Origin of the sequence: Ostreiculturibacter nitratireducens (genome assembly GCF_032670585.1) — a bacterium.
In the GTDB taxonomy this organism is placed as follows: Bacteria; Pseudomonadota; Alphaproteobacteria; order Rhodobacterales; family Rhodobacteraceae; genus Ostreiculturibacter; species Ostreiculturibacter nitratireducens.
Map to the genome: position 1 here is coordinate 483,506 of NZ_JAVQHL010000002.1, position 15,637 is coordinate 499,142.

At 66.4% G+C, this 15,637-nt stretch carries 17 protein-coding genes and 1 tRNA gene; 13 read left to right on the forward strand and 5 right to left on the reverse strand.

Annotation, left to right across the window (positions count from 1 at the left end):
• Window positions 1-71 precede the first annotated feature (71 nt).
• The 6 genes from ABCN56_RS09605 (at window position 72) to ABCN56_RS09630 (ending at window position 5,616) form a co-directional block, all read left to right on the forward strand.
• Window positions 72-1,049: a DMT family transporter gene (locus tag ABCN56_RS09605; protein ID WP_343080585.1), complete on the forward strand. Its 978-nt coding sequence runs from the start codon at window positions 72-74 to the stop codon at window positions 1,047-1,049.
• 63 nt (window positions 1,050-1,112) lie between these two features.
• Window positions 1,113-1,189: transfer RNA gene (locus ABCN56_RS09610), tRNA-Pro, on the forward strand.
• An 84-nt stretch (window positions 1,190-1,273) separates the two neighbouring features.
• Window positions 1,274-2,461 (forward strand): MFS transporter, encoded by a 1,188-nt coding sequence (locus ABCN56_RS09615; RefSeq protein ID WP_343080586.1) that lies wholly within the window; start codon window positions 1,274-1,276, stop codon window positions 2,459-2,461.
• A 107-nt stretch (window positions 2,462-2,568) separates the two neighbouring features.
• The gene (locus ABCN56_RS09620; RefSeq protein WP_343080587.1) at window positions 2,569-3,189 is read left to right on the forward strand and encodes a glycosyltransferase family 29 protein; all 621 of its coding nucleotides are present in this window, start codon (window positions 2,569-2,571) and stop codon (window positions 3,187-3,189) included.
• A gap of 96 nt (window positions 3,190-3,285) precedes the next feature.
• Window positions 3,286-4,494: a trans-sulfuration enzyme family protein gene (locus ABCN56_RS09625; RefSeq protein ID WP_343080588.1), complete on the forward strand. Its 1,209-nt coding sequence runs from the start codon at window positions 3,286-3,288 to the stop codon at window positions 4,492-4,494.
• Window positions 4,495-4,593: 99 nt separating this feature from the next.
• Window positions 4,594-5,616, forward strand: a complete 1,023-nt coding sequence (locus ABCN56_RS09630; RefSeq protein ID WP_343080589.1) for an aspartate-semialdehyde dehydrogenase — start codon at window positions 4,594-4,596, stop codon at window positions 5,614-5,616.
• 89 nt (window positions 5,617-5,705) lie between these two features.
• Here ABCN56_RS09630 and ABCN56_RS09635 read toward each other — a convergent pair whose 3' ends face one another.
• A complete protein-coding gene (locus ABCN56_RS09635) occupies window positions 5,706-6,320 on the reverse strand; it encodes an MliC family protein (RefSeq protein ID WP_343080590.1) in 615 nt (204 codons plus the stop codon).
• Window positions 6,321-6,445: 125 nt separating this feature from the next.
• A complete protein-coding gene (locus ABCN56_RS09640; protein ID WP_343080591.1) occupies window positions 6,446-6,889 on the reverse strand; it encodes a Fur family transcriptional regulator in 444 nt (147 codons plus the stop codon).
• 125 nt (window positions 6,890-7,014) lie between these two features.
• Between ABCN56_RS09640 and ABCN56_RS09645 the strand changes: the two genes are divergently transcribed.
• The 6 genes from ABCN56_RS09645 to ABCN56_RS09670 all read left to right on the forward strand — a co-directional run bounded on the left by ABCN56_RS09645 (window position 7,015) and on the right by ABCN56_RS09670 (window position 12,963).
• The gene (locus ABCN56_RS09645; RefSeq protein ID WP_343080592.1) at window positions 7,015-7,905 is read left to right on the forward strand and encodes a metal ABC transporter substrate-binding protein; all 891 of its coding nucleotides are present in this window, start codon (window positions 7,015-7,017) and stop codon (window positions 7,903-7,905) included.
• On the forward strand, window positions 7,902-8,753 hold the full coding sequence (locus ABCN56_RS09650; protein WP_343080593.1) for a manganese/iron ABC transporter ATP-binding protein: 852 nt from the start codon (window positions 7,902-7,904) through the stop codon (window positions 8,751-8,753). Before ABCN56_RS09645 ends, ABCN56_RS09650 begins: the two co-directional genes overlap by 4 nt.
• Complete coding sequence (locus ABCN56_RS09655) at window positions 8,750-9,607, forward strand: metal ABC transporter permease (RefSeq protein WP_343080594.1); 858 nt, start codon at window positions 8,750-8,752, stop codon at window positions 9,605-9,607. The genes ABCN56_RS09650 and ABCN56_RS09655 overlap by 4 nt, the downstream gene beginning before the upstream one ends.
• Window positions 9,607-10,437 carry a metal ABC transporter permease gene (locus ABCN56_RS09660; RefSeq protein WP_343080595.1) on the forward strand — a complete coding sequence of 277 codons (831 nt, stop codon included), beginning with the start codon at window positions 9,607-9,609 and terminating at the stop codon, window positions 10,435-10,437. Before ABCN56_RS09655 ends, ABCN56_RS09660 begins: the two co-directional genes overlap by 1 nt.
• Window positions 10,438-10,646: 209 nt before the next feature.
• Window positions 10,647-11,882, forward strand: a complete 1,236-nt coding sequence (locus ABCN56_RS09665; RefSeq protein WP_343080596.1) for an aromatic ring-hydroxylating oxygenase subunit alpha — start codon at window positions 10,647-10,649, stop codon at window positions 11,880-11,882.
• A 13-nt stretch (window positions 11,883-11,895) separates the two neighbouring features.
• A complete protein-coding gene (locus ABCN56_RS09670) occupies window positions 11,896-12,963 on the forward strand; it encodes an FAD-binding oxidoreductase (RefSeq protein ID WP_343081468.1) in 1,068 nt (355 codons plus the stop codon).
• Window positions 12,964-13,013: 50 nt separating this feature from the next.
• On the opposite strand, the gene ABCN56_RS09675 is transcribed toward ABCN56_RS09670, so the two are convergent.
• From ABCN56_RS09675 to ABCN56_RS09685, 3 genes are all read right to left on the reverse strand, one after another.
• Entirely contained in the window at window positions 13,014-13,325 is a 312-nt protein-coding gene (locus tag ABCN56_RS09675) for a P-II family nitrogen regulator (RefSeq protein ID WP_343080597.1), read from the reverse strand.
• 3 nt (window positions 13,326-13,328) lie between these two features.
• Window positions 13,329-14,309, reverse strand: a complete 981-nt coding sequence (locus tag ABCN56_RS09680; protein WP_343080598.1) for a sodium-dependent bicarbonate transport family permease — start codon at window positions 14,307-14,309, stop codon at window positions 13,329-13,331.
• A 121-nt stretch (window positions 14,310-14,430) separates the two neighbouring features.
• Window positions 14,431-15,081, reverse strand: coding sequence for a carbonic anhydrase (locus ABCN56_RS09685; protein ID WP_343080599.1), 651 nt, complete (start codon window positions 15,079-15,081; stop codon window positions 14,431-14,433).
• Window positions 15,082-15,228: 147 nt separating this feature from the next.
• On the opposite strand from ABCN56_RS09685, the gene ABCN56_RS09690 reads away from it, so the two are divergent.
• A complete protein-coding gene (locus tag ABCN56_RS09690; RefSeq protein ID WP_343080600.1) occupies window positions 15,229-15,636 on the forward strand; it encodes a hypothetical protein in 408 nt (135 codons plus the stop codon).
• The last annotated feature ends 1 nt before the right edge of the window (window position 15,637 follow it).

Here is a 15,637-nt window from a genome sequence, read left to right on the forward strand (position 1 = left end):
TGCGGGCCGAAAAAGGCATAGGTGGGGGAGCCTGAAAGGCCCGCTCATCAGACACATGGGTTGCTCCTGGCATGGCCGAAATCGTCAGATCCAACGTCAAGGGCGCGCTGCTGGCGCTGGTCTGCTTCGGCATCTACGCGACCCATGACGTCGTCGTGAAATGGCTGGGCGCGACATATTCCCCGGTCCAGGTCCTGTTTTTCAGCGTCACGCTGGGGTTCCCGATCGTCACCGTCATGCTCATGACCGACCGGGAGATGGACAACCTCCGTCCGAGGCACCCCTGGTGGACGGCGCTGCGCACGCTCTGCACTACCCTGACGGGCGTTTCGGCCTTCTACGCCTTTTCCGTTCTGCCCCTGACGCAGACCTACGCGATCCTCTTCGCCTCGCCCCTTCTCATCACGATCCTCGCGATTCCGATCCTGGGAGAGACGGTGCGGTTCCGGCGCTGGGCGGCGGTGATCGTCGGGTTGATCGGGGTCCTGATCGTGCTCAGGCCCGGCCAGGCGGAGCTTTCGCTTGGCCATCTGGCGGCGGTGGCCGCCGCCATCTGCGGCGCGACGGCGTCCGTCATCGTGCGCAAGATCGGCCAGAACGAGCGTTCCGCCGTCCTCCTTCTCTACCCGATGGTGGCGAACTTCGTGGTCATGGGAGCCGCGCTGCCATTCTACTACGAACCGATGCCGGGCCTGCACCTGGGGGGCTTCGCCCTGATCGCGGCGCTGGGCTTCATCGGATCGATGCTCATCATCGCCGCCTACCGCACGGGCGAGGCGGTGGTGGTCGCCCCGATGCAGTATTCCCAGATCCTCTGGGCCTCGGCCTACGGCTACTTCCTCTTCGACGAGAAGCCCGATGGCGCCACGGCCATCGGCGCGGCGGTCATCATCGCCTCGGGCATCTACATCGTGGTCCGCGAGGGCCGAGTGAAGGTTTCCGAATACCGGCCCGTGCTCAGAACCAGGGGGCGCGGCGAGGTGGGGACCGCCCCAAGGTCCTCGATTCTCGAAAGGTTGCGGTTCCAGGCAACGGGCGCCGGACGTTGATGACGGACCGCGCAAGTCCCTCTTGCCAATCCCCCCGCGAATCTGTAACCCCCGGCCCACGGTCGGAGCGTAGCGCAGCCTGGTAGCGCACCTGCTTCGGGAGCAGGGGGTCGGAGGTTCGAATCCTCTCGCTCCGACCAATTCCCCCCCACGGAACATTCGAAGCCCCGCTTGCGCCTCCCGCGCAACCCGTGCACCTTGCTGCGCGGGGCAGAGGGCAGGACATGAAGACAGGGATAGCGTTTCTCGTGGCGGGCTACGTGCTCAGCCAGTTCTACCGGGCGTTCCTCGCAGTTCTGACTCCCGTTCTCGGCGCCGAGATAGGCGCCGGACCCGAAGCCCTGGCCCGTGCCTCGGGCCTCTGGTTCCTCGCCTTCGCGCTGATGCAGATTCCGGTCGGCGCCGCGCTCGACCGCATCGGCCCGCGGCGGACGGCTTCGGTCCTGCTGGCGATCGGCGGCGCGGGCGGCGCCACGATCTTCGCGCTGGCCGAGGGCCCGCTCGCCGTGCAGGCGGCGATGGTGCTGATCGGGATCGGCTGTTCGCCGGTCCTCATGGCCTCCTACGTCATCTTCGCGCGCATGTTCCGCCCGGCGGTCTTCGGCACGCTCGCCGGAGCGATGATCGGGGCCGGCTCGCTCGGCAACATCCTCGGCGCGGCACCCCTGGCATGGACGGTCGAGGCCGTGGGCTGGAGGGAGACGCTGTTCGGCTTGGCGGGCGTGACGCTCGTCGTCGCGCTCGCGCTTTACCGCTTCGTCCAGGACCCGCCGCCCGTCGTCCTGACCGGGGAGGAAACCAAGGCCACGCTTCTCGACCTCCTGAAAGTTCCGGGGCTCTGGGCGATCCTGCCGCTCATGGCCGTCAGCTACGCGCCTGCCGCCGCCCTTCGCGGCCTCTGGTCCGGCCCCTATGCCGAGCGGGTCTTCGGCGCGGACGTGACGGTCATCGGCACGGTGACGCTGGCGATGGGCCTCGCCATGGTCGCGGGGAACTTCGCCTACGGCCCCCTCGACCGGGTCTTCGGCACGCGGAAGTGGGTCGTCTTCTGGGGCAACACCCTCGCCGCGACATGCCTGGCCGGCCTCTGGCTGTTCCCCGCCTCCGGCCTCGGGACGGCCACGGCGCTGCTTGCAGGGGTTGCGATCTTCGGGTCTTCCTTCCCGATGATAATGGCGCATGCCCGCGGTTTCTTCCCGGCGCAACTGGTCGGGCGCGGCGTGACCTTCCTGAACATGTTCGGGATCGGCGGGGCGGGGATCATGCAATTCGCCTCGGGCAGGGTCTACAACGCGGCGGCTGTCGGCGCGGCCACGCCGGAGGCGCCCTTCGCGCTCCTGTTCCTCTTCTTCCTCGTGCCGCTGATCCTCGGGCTCGCGCTCTACCTCTTCAGCCGGGACGCGCCGCACTAGCCTTGTCCCGCCCCTTGGGCTAACCATCGGGCCGAAGGAGACAGCATGGCACCCGATCTCTGCATGAGCGCGCTCGACCCGAAGCGGCGTCCGGTGAGGGGCGGCAGTTGAACCGGCTCGGATTCCTCGTGGCGCGGACGCTCCGGCGGGAGGCGCCGCTTGAAACACTGTCCGTGCCCGCCGCCGACCTGATGGCGGAGCTTTCCGGCAAGCGCGTGGCTCTAGTGGGCAATGCGCGGTCGCTGGCCGAGCGCGCCGAGGGCGCGGAGATCGACGCGGCCGACCTCGTGATCCGCATCAACCGCGCGCCGATGCCAAGCGCCGCCTCGCATGGAACGCGGACAGACTGGCTGGCGCTCGCGACGTCGATCGGGGAGGACGACCTTGGCCGCATCGACCCTGCGCGCATTCTCTGGATGTCGCACAAGCGAAAGAGGCTGAGCTGGTCCGTGGCGACCTCGCCCGGTTTCTACCTGCATCCCTTGTCCGAGTTTGCCGCATTGCGCGACCGGATGGGTGCGCCGCCGACCACGGGGGCGATGATGATCGACCTTTTGGCGCGAAGCGACCTCGCGGCGTTGCGCCTGCACGGCTTCGACTTCTTTGCCTCGCTCTCGCTCACCGGATCACGCCGCGCCGATCAGGTGCCGCATGATTTCGCCGCCGAGAAGGCGTTCGTCGAGCGGCTCATGAGCGAGGATTCCCGCGTCACTCAGGCCGGGGCGTGAGCGCCCGGAACCGGGAAGCGCCGCGACCATGTCGCATTCGGGGATGCGCGGGCCGGCATTCGCCGCGAGGCTTCGGGGAAACCGGAGAGGATCGCCATGAAAAATCGCAACACGCCGCTCGGCCCGAACACCACCGCCATCCATGCCGGCGAGGCGCCGGACCCCGCGACTGGCGCCTCGGCGCCGCCCCTGCACATGTCCTCGACCTTCGTCACCGACCAGGCGGCCGGCTTCTCTGCCCATGACCTCCGCGACAATGCCGGGTTTCTCTATGCCCGCTGGGGCAATCCCACCGTCGCGATGCTGGAGCGCAAGATCGCGGCACTCGAAGGCACCGAGGACTGCCTCTGCCTCGCCTCGGGCATGGCTGCGGCGACGGCGACCTTCCTGACGTTCCTTTCGGCTGGCGATCACGCGGTGGTCTCGGACGTCTCCTATGCCGGCGTCGCGGAGCTTGTGCGTGACACGCTGCCCCGGCTCGGGATCGCGGTGACGCTGGTCGACATGTCGGACCTCGCCGCCGTGGCGGCGGCAATCCGGCCGGAGACGAAGCTCGTCCACACCGAAACGCCGGTGAACCCGATCGGGCGGCTCACAGACCTCGCGGCGGTGGCTCGGCTCGCCCACGCGGTGGGGGCGCTGCTCTCCTGCGACGCGACCTTCGCCTCGCCGCTCGGGCAGGACTGCCGGGGGCTCGGCGTCGACCTGATCATGCATTCGGTGACGAAGTATATCGGCGGTCATGGCGACGCGGTCGGCGGCGCGGTGGCGGGCAGTGCCGAACTCATCGCGAAGCTCAGGACCGAGGCGGCGATCCATCATGGCGGGATCCTCTCGCCCTTCAACGCCTGGCTGATCGCGCGGGGCATGGCGACGCTGCCCTTGCGGATGCAGGCGCATGAGCGGAACGCGCGCCGGATCGCGGAATGGCTCGAAACCCGGCCCTCGGTGACGCGGGTGATCCATCCCGGCCTCGACTCGCATCCGCAGGCCGAGCTCGCGCGGCGGCAGATGACCAACACGTCGGGCATGATCTCGTTCCAGGTCGGCGATGCGGCACGGGGCCGGGCGCTGGCGCAGGACTTCATCGACCGGCTGGAGATCATCCATTACGCGGTTTCGCTCGGCCATCACCGCAGCCTCATCTTCTGGATGGAAACCGACAGCCTGATGGAAAGCTCCTTCCGGCTCGATGGCGCCGCGCGGGAGAGCTATCGCGCCTTCGCCGGCGACGGGGTGTTCCGGCTTTCGGTCGGGCTCGAGGATACCGAGGACCTGATCGCCGATCTCGCCCGGGTGCTGTGATCCCGCGGCCCTTTTTTCCACGCTGCGGCGCGGCGGGGCCTTTAACTGAGAGACGCGATCGGCTAAGGGGCCTCGTCCTTAACTTGAGGAGACCCCCAGATGGGCTACAAGGTCGTTGTCGCCGGCGCCACGGGGAATGTGGGCCGCGAAATGCTGAACATCCTCGCCGAGCGGGAGTTCCCCGTCGACGAGATCGCCGCGCTTGCCTCGCGCAGGTCGCTCGGCACCGAGGTTTCGTTCGGCGACAAGACCGTCAAGACCAAGGACCTGGACACTTTCGACTTCACCGGCTGGGATATCGCACTCTTCGCTGTCGGTTCGGAAGCCACGAAGACCTACGCGCCGAAGGCCGCCGCCGCCGGTTGCGTCGTGATCGACAACTCGTCGCTCTACCGCTACGACCCGCAGATCCCGCTGATCGTTCCGGAAGTGAACGCGGACGCGATCGAGGGCTACAAGAACAAGAACATCATCGCCAACCCCAACTGCTCCACCGCGCAGATGGTCGTCGCGCTGAAGCCTCTGCACGACCGCGCGCGGATCAAGCGCGTCGTCGTGTCGACCTACCAGTCGGTTTCCGGCGCGGGCAAGGAAGGCATCGACGAGCTCTGGGACCAGACCAAGGGCGTCTACGTTCCGGGCCAGGAAGTCGAGCCCAAGAAATTCACCAAGCAGATCGCCTTCAACGTGATTCCGCATATCGACGTCTTCATGGAAGACGGCTCGACCAAGGAAGAATGGAAGATGGTCGCCGAGACGAAGAAGATCCTCGACCCGTCGATCAAGCTCACGGCGACCTGCGTGCGGGTGCCGGTCTTCGTCGGCCACTCCGAGTCGATCAACATCGAGTTCGAGGACTTCCTCGACGAGGACGAGGCCCGCGACATCCTGCGCGAGGCACCCGGCATCATGGTCGTCGACAAGCGCGAGCCGGGCGGCTACATCACGCCTGTCGAATGCGTCGGCGACTACGCGACCTTCATCAGCCGGATCCGCCAGGACTCGACCGTCGAGAACGGCCTGAGCCTGTGGTGCGTTTCCGACAACCTCCGCAAGGGGGCGGCGCTCAACGCCGTGCAGATCGCCGAGGTCCTTGGGAACCGCTGCCTGAAGAAGGGCTGATCCTTCCGCTTGGCAGTGAAAAAACGGAGAACCGTCCCGTGTCACCGCGCGGGGCGTTTTTTCATTGGCCGGATATCTCCGCCGCGCCCTCATCGCTGCTGCGCGAGGACGCAGGCATATGAGGTGCCGTCCGGATCAGGCTCGCGGTAGGTCGCCTCGTCGCCCTTGATCCAGATGGACCGGCCGAAGTTGCCCTCGTAGCTCGACCCCGATGCGGCCGGCACTAGAGATCCTGTATCGATCTGGTCTCCACGCTCGAACCGGACGCTCGGCAGTTCGGTGTCGAAGAAGAAGGTTACGACCTCGTTGGCCGGGTTTCCGCCACAGGCCCAGAACGCGATCCCCGTGGGTTCCTCAAGGATCCATCGGGCGACCAGTTCTCCCTCGCGGCGAAGGTACGACCGCTCGACGCAGCCTCGAAGGTCATCTGCCTTCCAGCAGTCGTTCCTACCCTTGATCCATCCCCGCTGACCGGCACGAAGTTCGGTCTCGGCCTCGGTTGCGGCCACATCGAGCCCACGGACCGCCTCGAGCGCCGCCGCGTAGCGTTCGGCCAATCGCCTGTCGAGGCGGGCGAGGTCCGCATCCTCGCAGATCAGGTCCTCGGCGGAACTGTCGGCCTTGCTGCAGTCGAAGGACGGGCCGTCCTGGGCGAACGCCGGCGTCGCCGCCAGAACACCAAGCAAACGCAATGTGCGCAGCATGTGTCATGCCTCCAATGTCGAAATGAATATGGGGAAAGTCATTGAAAGCGACGAATGGCGCGGACGCAACGTTGACGGCAATTGTGGATGCGGAGCCCGTCATGGTGCCGCGCACCGGAGCGCGCTCAGGCGGTTCCGTTCTCACACGGCTTCTTGCGGACGTAGAGCTCCATCCGGTGGCGCACGATCTCGTAGCCGAGTTCCGCGGCCAGTTCGGCTTGCAGCTTCTCGATCCGGTCGGAGCAGAACTCGACCACCTCGCCGGTGTCCACGTCGATCATGTGGTCGTGGTGCGCCGCCTCCGCGTGTTCGAACCGCGCGGGCGCGCCCTCGAACTGGTGGCGGAGGATGACGCCTTGGCCTTCCAGTGCGGTCAGGGTGCGGTAGACGGTGGAAATCGAGATGCCGGGCACAACCGCCTCCACCCGGCGATGCAGTTCCACGGCATCCGGATGGTCGTCGGCCTCGGCCAGCACGCCCAGAAGCGCGGCACGCTGGCGCGTGATGCGGACGCCCGCATCGCGGAGCGCCTGCGTCAACCGGTCGGTGCGTTGCTGCGTCTTGTTCATGCGAGATACTTGCCCGAGGGCGTTCGGATCATCAACCCCTTGTTGCGAACCATTTGCAGCTGTGCTAGCAGATGCAAACCATTCCGAAATGCAGAAGCGGTTGCTCGGGCCAGTAGGAAACACAGATGTTGACCAGAAGATCGACCCTCGGTCTTGTCGCGGCGCTCGGCCTTGTGGGCCTGCCCGCGCTATCCGAGGAACGGCTGAAGGTGGTCACGACCTTCACCGTGATCGCGGACATGGCGCAGAACGTTGCAGGCGACGCGGCCGAGGTCGTTTCGATCACCAAGCCGGGCGCCGAGATCCACGGATATGAGCCCACCCCGCGCGACCTCCTCGCCGCGCAGGATGCCGACCTTGTCCTGTGGAACGGGCTCAACCTCGAACGCTGGTTCGAGCAGTTCTTCTGGAACCTGAGCGATGTTCCCGCAGCCATCGTGTCCGACGGGATAGAGCCCATGTCGATTTCCGGCGGCGCCTACGAGGGTAAGCCCAACCCGCACGCATGGATGGCGCTTTCGTCGGCCGAGATCTACGTCGACAACATTCGCGACGCGATGTCCCGCGTCGATCCGGAGAATGCGGCGGTCTATGCGGCCAACGCGGAGGCCTACAAGGCGGAGATAGCCGAGGTGATCGCCCCGTTGCGCGACGCCCTGCGAGCCCTGCCGGAAGAGCGCCGGTGGCTTGTGACTTCGGAAGGCGCGTTTTCCTACCTTGCCCGCGATTTCGGGCTGAACGAGCTTTACCTCTGGCCGATCAACGCCGACGCACAGGGTACGCCGCAGCAGGTGCGCGCGGTCATAGACGCCGTGCGCGAACACGGCATTCCGGTGGTCTTCTCGGAATCCACGGTCTCGGACCGTCCCGCGAAGCAGATCGCGCGGGAAACCGGGGCGGCTTATGGCGGCGTTCTCTACGTCGACAGCCTGAGCGAAGAGGGCGGGCCGGTGCCGACCTACCTGGACCTGATCCGGGTGACGAGCGAAACGATCCTCGCGGGGTTGTCGCAATGACGGTTGGCATCGAGGCCGAGGGCGTCACCGTCACATACCGCAACGGTCACACGGCGCTTCGCGATACGTCCTTCACCATTCCGACCTCCACGATCACCGCGCTCGTCGGCGTCAACGGCGCTGGCAAGTCGACCCTGTTCAAGGCGTTGATGGGCTTCGTGCCGCTTGCGGCCGGCCGTGTCGAAATCCTCGGCCAGCCGGTCAGGAACGCGCTGAAGGCCCAACACGTGGCCTATGTGCCCCAGGCGGAAGAGGTGGACTGGTCCTTTCCCGTGCTCGTCGAGGACGTCGTCATGATGGGCCGTTACGGCCACATGGGCTTCCTGCGCCGCCCCCGCGCGTCGGATCGCGCCGCTGTCGACGAGGCGCTGGAGCGCGTGAACATGACCGGGTTCCGCCATCGCCAGATCGGAGAACTGTCCGGCGGACAGAAGAAGCGCGTCTTCCTCGCTCGCGCATTGGCGCAGGACGCGCGCGTCATCCTCCTGGACGAACCCTTCACCGGCGTCGACGTGAAGACAGAAGAGCAGATTATCGCCCTCCTTCGCGACCTGCGTGCCGAGGGGCGGGTGATGCTGGTGGCCACGCACAACCTGGGCTCCGTCCCGGAGTTCTGCGACCGGGTGGTGCTGGTGAAGGGAACGGTGCTGGCGCATGGCCCCACGGCCGAGGTCTTCACGCCCGCGAACCTGCGGGTGACCTTCGGCGGCGTCCTTCGGCACTTCATGCTGGCCGGTGAACGTCTGCACGAGGACGAGGATACTCGCCGCGTCGATGTCTTCACCGACGACGAGCGCGCCCTCGTCTTCTACGACGGACAGCAGCAACCCTCGGAGAAACGAGAGTGAGCTGGCTGCTGGAACCCTTCGCCTACGGTTACATGACCAACGCGATCTGGGTTTCGGCGCTGGTCGGTTCCGTCACGGCGTTCCTGTCCGCCTATCTCATGCTCAAGGGCTGGTCGCTTATCGGCGACGCGCTGAGCCATTCGATCGTGCCCGGCGTCGCGGGGGCCTACATGCTGGGTCTGCCCTTCGCCTTCGGTGCCTTCCTGTCCGGCGGGCTCGCGGCGCTCGCCATGCTCTTCCTGCGAAGCCGCTCCGGCCTCAAGGAGGACGCGGTGATCGGGCTGATCTTCACCTCCTTCTTCGGGCTCGGTCTGTTCATGATCTCGCTCGACCCGATGTCGGTGTCGATCCAGACGATCATCATGGGCAACATCCTGGCGATCACTCCGGAGGACACGCTGCAACTGGCGCTGATCGGCGGAGTGTCCCTGGTCGTGCTTCTGGCGAAGTGGCGCGATCTTCTGGCGGTGTTCTTCGACGAGGCCCATGCCCGCAGCATCGGGCTCAACGCCGGCGCGCTGCGCGTGGTCTTCTTCACCCTCTTGTCGGCCTGCACGGTCGCGGCGATGCAGACGGTCGGCGCATTCCTGGTCATCGCGCTCGTGGTGACGCCGGGGGCGACGGCCTATCTGCTCACCGACCGGTTCCCGAGGGTCATCGGCCTCTCGGTCGCCATCGGCGCCGGGACGAGCGCCCTCGGCGCCTATTTCAGCTATTTCCTCGACGGGGCGACCGGCGGGGTGATCGTCTGCCTGCAGACCCTTCTGTTCCTGCTGGCCTTCGTCTTCGCGCCGACCCACGGGACACTCGCGGCCCGCCGCCGCGCGCGTGCGTCGGTGAAAGGACCTGCCTGATGGATGCGCTGCTCCTCCCGCTGCAATTCCCGTTCATGCGGAACGCGCTCCTGATCACCATGATGATCGCGCCTGCCGCCGCGATGCTGTCCTGCTTTCTCGTGCTGAAGGGCTGGTCGCTCATGGGCGACGCGGTAAGCCACGCGGTCCTGCCCGGCGTCGTGCTCGCCTACATCGTCGGCGCCCCCCTGATCCTCGGGGCTTTCCTGGCCGGGCTGGTCTGCGCCATCGCGACCGGGTTCATCAAGGATCACTCCCGGGTGAAACAGGACACGGCGATGGGGGTGGTTTTCTCGGGCATGTTCGGGCTCGGCATCCTGATCTACACGCAGATCGAGACGGAATTGCACCTCGACCATATCCTGTTCGGCAACATGCTCGGCGTGGGGCCGGAGGACCTCTGGACGGCCGGCATCATCGCGGGGGCGGTGGCGGTGCTTCTCGCGTTCAAGTGGCGCGACTTCCTCGCCCATGCCTTCGATCCGGTCCAGGCGCTGATGGTGGGGCTGCGGGTCAAGCTGCTCCACTATGGGCTTCTGGCGATCCTGTCCGCTACCATAGTCGCCATGCTTTCCTCGGTCGGCATCATCCTGTCGATCGCGCTTCTGATTGCGCCCGGGGCCATCGCGTTCCTGCTCACCCGGCGCTTCGCCGCGATGATGCTGGTGTCGATCGTCGCGGCCCTGTTCGCCGGGACCGCCGGGATCTTTCTGAGCTTCTGGATCGACAGCGCGCCCGCGCCCACCATCGTGCTCGTGCTGACGGCGATGTTCCTGACCGCCTTCGCGATCAGGACGCTGAGCCTGCGCCGGAGCACAGGGAGAGCCTGAGCCGTACTTCGTCCGCTGCGCACAGGCGGAAGCGTCGGCCTCCCGGGTCGTTGCGATCACCGCCCCTGGCGCGAATCACGTCGCGTTCTGCGTGCGACCAAATGTCATGCTTTATCCGAAAAATGCCGTTTTTCGACACGACGGAATCCCCGCCCAGGATCACTTGTGCGCCTGTCCCGGACCAAAGTGGCCCGGCCTGGAGAACTGTCATGCTGAAAGATCCCGAGCTCCTTTCCCTTCTCCTTACCCGCAAGCCGCAGCATTCGCTTGCCCAGCCCTTCTATACCGACCCCGGCATCTACGATTCCGAGCTGCGGAACATCTGGGCGCGCGAGTGGATCTTCGCGGCCTCCGCGGCCGAGATTCCGAAGACCGGGAATTACGTGACGGTCCAGATCGGTGCCTATTCGGTCATCGTCGTCCGCGGCGCCGACGGCGAAGTCCGCGCCTTCCACAACAGCTGCCGCCACCGCGGCTCGCGCATCTGTTCGTCCGCAAAAGGCTCGTCGCCGAAGCTCGTCTGCCCGTATCACCAGTGGACCTACGAACTCGACGGCCGGCTGCTCTGGGCGCGCGACATGGGGCCTGATTTCGACGCCGCGAAGCACGGGCTGAAGCCGGTGCATGCCCGCGTCGCGGCCGGGATGGTGTTCATCTGCCTCGCCGAGGCCGCGCCCGCGTTCGACGGTGTCAAGGCCGCCGCCGACCGTTACACCGCACCGCACCGGATGGACGAGATGAAGGTCGCCTTCCAGTCCACCATCACCGAGAACGGCAACTGGAAGCTCGTGCTGGAAAACAACCGCGAGTGCTACCACTGCTCGGGTTCGCACCCCGCGCTCTGCCGCACCTTCGACGACGATCCGGACCTCGTCGGTGGCGAAGACTCCATCGGCTCGCCCGCTGGCGCCGCGCATGTGGAGCGCTGCGAGGCGGCGGGTCTGCCCTCGAAGTATCTCCTCGACCCGAACGAGCAGTGGCGCCTCGTCCGCATCCCCTTCGTGGGCGATGCGGTCAGCTACACGATGGACGGCAAGCAGGCCGTGAAGAAGCTGATCCCCGGCATGCCCTTCGCCAACGCCGGCTCGCTCCTGTTCTTCCACTACCCGAACACTTGGAACCACTTCCTGTCGGACCACGTGCTGAACTTCCGCGTCCTGCCGGTCAGCCCGACCGAGACGCAGGTCACCACGACCTGGCTCGTCCACAAGGATGCGGTCGAAGGCGAGGACTACGACATCCAGCGCTTGACCGAAGTCTGGGAAGCGACCAACGACGAGGACCGCCGCGTTGTCGAAGAGAACCAGCTCGGCATCAACACGCCCGCCTACGAACCCGGCCCCTATTCGGCGCGGCAGGAAAGCGGCGTGATCCAGTTCATCGACTGGTACACCAAGGCCATGCAGAAGGCGCTGACCGGGCGCAACCTGATCGCGGCGGAGTGAAGCCATGATCCCGATGCCCCGCGAGGACACGCCCCTCTGGCAGGACAGCGAACCTCTTGAATGCGTCATGGTAGTGCCCGAGGCGCCGGGCGTGAAGACCTTCGTCTTCCGCCCGCCCTCGGGGGCGACCTTCCTGTTCCGCGCGGGGCAGTTCATCACGCTCGAACTGCCCATGCCGGGCGGGCCGGACCACCGCACCTACACGATCTCGTCGAGCCCGACCTCGAACGTCTACCTTTCGGTGACGGTCAAGGCCCAGCCTGACGGGCGTGGCGGTTCGCAGTGGATGATGGACAACCTCAAGCCCGGGATGCGGATCAAGGCTTTCGGCCCGGCGGGTGTCTTCCACCTGCCGCGACAGCCCGACAACAAGTACCTCTTCATCTCGGCGGGATCGGGTGTCACGCCGATGATGTCGATGGCGACCTTCCTCTTCGAGCGCGGCGAGGAGCCCGACATCAGCTTCGTCTCCTGCGCGAAGAAGCCGTCGGAGCTGATCTTCCGCAAAAGGCTCGAATACATGGCGAGCCGGGTGCAGGGGCTGAAGCTCCACTTCGTCGTGGATCAGGACGAGCCCTACGAGGTCTGGACCGGCTATCGCGGCCGCTTCAATCAGCTCATGCTCGGCCTGACGACGCCCGACTACCTGGAGCGCGACGTCTATTGCTGCGGCCCCGAGGGCTTCATGCAGTCGGTCCGCGACATGCTTCACGCGCTCGGCTACGACATGTCGCGCTATCACCAGGAAAGCTTCGGCGCGCCGGTCGAGCGGGTCGAGGATATCCCGGTTCCCGACGACGTCGTCCCGCAGGAAAAGGCACCTGCCGAACTCACGTTCAGCGGCTCCGGCGTCACCGCGTCCTGCACCGAAACCGACACGGTTCTCGCCGTGGCGAAGCGTTCGGGTCTCAACATCCCGTCTGGCTGCAACTTCGGCGTCTGCGGCACCTGCAAGGTGAAAAAGACCGCAGGCGAGGTGCACATGGTCCACAACGGCGGGATCAGCGACGAGGACATCGCCGAGGGCTACATACTCGCCTGCTGCTCGCACCCGCTGGGCAAGGTCGAAGTGGCGATCTGACTGTCCTGGAAATCAAGCCGGCCGCCCCTCGGGGCGGCCGTTCTTCGTTCCTAGAACCGCTCGGCGCGAAGAACCTCGCACTCCGTCACGCTGACGACGCCGATATGGCGCTCCACCACCGAGAAGGCGGCTTCCAGCAGTCCGTCCAGACGTTCCGGGCGGATGATGCAGACCACGGCCACCATGCCTCCCGCCGGGGAAACCTGGCCTTCCCGGCTCCACAGCCCGGATCGGCCGGAGCCGCCGAGGACCGGCAGCACGGTGAACCCCGACACGCCGGCCTTCACGAGCACTTCGGTCAGACGCCGTTCCATCGGCGCCTCGATGATGATTTCCACGCGTTTCGCGGGATGGGTCTGCATGGCTCAGCCTCCGGTCGCTGCCCCGGCGATTGCCGCGTAGAGCGGGATGCCGAGGACGAGGTTGAAGGGAAAGGTAATCCCGAGGGACAGGGTGAGGTAGATGGACGGGTTCGCTTCTGGCAGGGCGACGCGCATCGCGGCGGGAACCGCGATGTAGGAGGCCGACGCGGCCAGCGTCATCAGAAGCGCCGCGCCCCCCGGCGAAAGTCCTACGGCCAGAGCCGCAACAAGCCCGAGCGATGCGCCAACGAGCGGCATCACGAGGCCGAAGGCTACCGTGCCCACCCCGAGCACGCCCCTCGCCTGCCGAAGCCCGCGCCCCGCGACCAGCCCCATGTCCAGCAGGAAGAGGCAAAGCACACCCTTGAACGGGGCCACGATGAAGCTTTCGATCTCGGCCAGGCCGCGCTCGCCCGTCGCCGCGCCTATCAGGAAGGCCCCGATCAGCAGGACGATCGACCCGTTCAGAAGGACCTCGCGCCAGAGCCCGGCCTCGATCCGGCCGCCTCCGCCGCCGCCCCGTGCCGCGAGCCAGAGCGCCACGACGATCGCGGGCGCCTCCATCGCGGCGGCGACGGCCACCATGAAGCCCTCGGAGGCCACGCCGCCGCCCGCGAGGACGGCCGTGGCGGAGACGAAGGTGACGATGGAAATGGAGCCGTAGTGCCCCGCGACCGCGGCCGCATCGACGGCGCCAAGCGGCGTCATCACCCGCGCCAGCGCGTAGGCCACGATCGGGATCAGCGCCGACAGCGCAATCCCCGCGACGAGTGCCAGCCCAAGACGCAGGTCGACGCCATGGGCGGCGACGCTCGCGCCGCCCTTGAAGCCGATCGAAAAGAGCAGATAGAGCGAAAGCGCCTTCGCGACCGCCTCGGGAACCGAAAGCGTGGACCGCGCCAGTGCCGCGAACAGCCCGAGCGCGAAGGACAGGATCATCGGCGAAAGCAGGTTCTGCTCTGCCGTGGCTAGGATCGCCTGCAACGTGTTGGTCTCCCGGTTCGAAACTTGCGCGCATCTATGACGCTCGGCGCCGTCGGGCAAGATGTTCTTGGTGAAGGATCGGGTATGCGGGCATCCGTCGGACCTGCCCGCGGTTCTCGCGTCAGACCGACAGGAAGGTTCCCGCCGCCGGATCGTAATGCATGAGGCCGCCTTCGCCGATGTCGGTCCAGAGTCCGTGCAGCGTCAGGTCGTTGGCCTCCACCGCATCGCGCACGAAGGGGAAGGTCATCAGGTTCTCGAGGCTCACGAGCACTGCCTGCTGTTCCAGCGAATGCAGCTGCTCGACTTCGTCGGCGATCCCTTTCACGCGCTCGTAGCCGGGGCGCAGGATATCCATCCAGCGTCCGACGTAGCTCGACTTTTCCAGCAGTTCCGGCGCCTTGCCGCAGCACATGTCGCGGCAACCGCGGACGCCGCCGCAGCCCGAATGGCCGAGCACGATGATGTGCGCGACCTTGAGCGCGGTCACGCCGAATTCCACCGCCGCCGAAGTGCCGTGAAGATGGCCGTCCGGCTCGTGCTTCGGCACGAGGTTGGCGATATTGCGATGGATGAAGAACTCGCCCTGGTCGGCCCCGAAGATCGAGGTCACGTGGACCCGCGAATCGCAGCAGGAAATGACCATGGCCCGAGGATGCTGCCCCCCGGCGGCAAGGCGTTTGTACCAGGCGCGGTTCTCGGCATATACCGTCGCCTTCCAGCCATGGTAGCGCTGCACCAGGTAGCCCGGCAATGGCCGCGCATGTTCCATCTGACGCCCCCCTTGTCGGTGCTTGCCGTCAGATACCTTTGCGATCCCGAAAGTTCGAGAGGTTTTTCCTCGTGCATGAACCTTTTCTTGAGGGGGACGGCGCCAGATTGCGCCGAGGTGTGGGGACACCGGATTGGAGTGTGCGGGGTGGCAGGACCATCAGAACAACGCGCAGGCGCGGAGCTTTCCGTGCTGCGCCACGACGAGGGCGTTCGGCTCGATCCCGACCGCCTCATCGCGCTTTACGCAGGATTGGGCGAGGCCGGGGCGGAGCGCGTCATCTGCCGCGCGACGGAGGAACTCGCGGTACGCATAGCGGACATGCGGAACTTCGTGGCCTCGGGCGACTTTGCGGCGCTGCCGCGCGCGGGAGAACTTCTGGCGAAGATCGCGACGCAGGTCGGGATGGCCACGCTGTCCCGCGTCGCCGGAGATGTCTGCACTTGCGCGCGAAGCCGCGACATGGCGGGCCTTGCCGCGACGCTCGCGAGGCTCGAACGCATCGGGGACCGATCGGTGACCGCCGTCTGGGATCTGCAGGACATCACGATCTGAT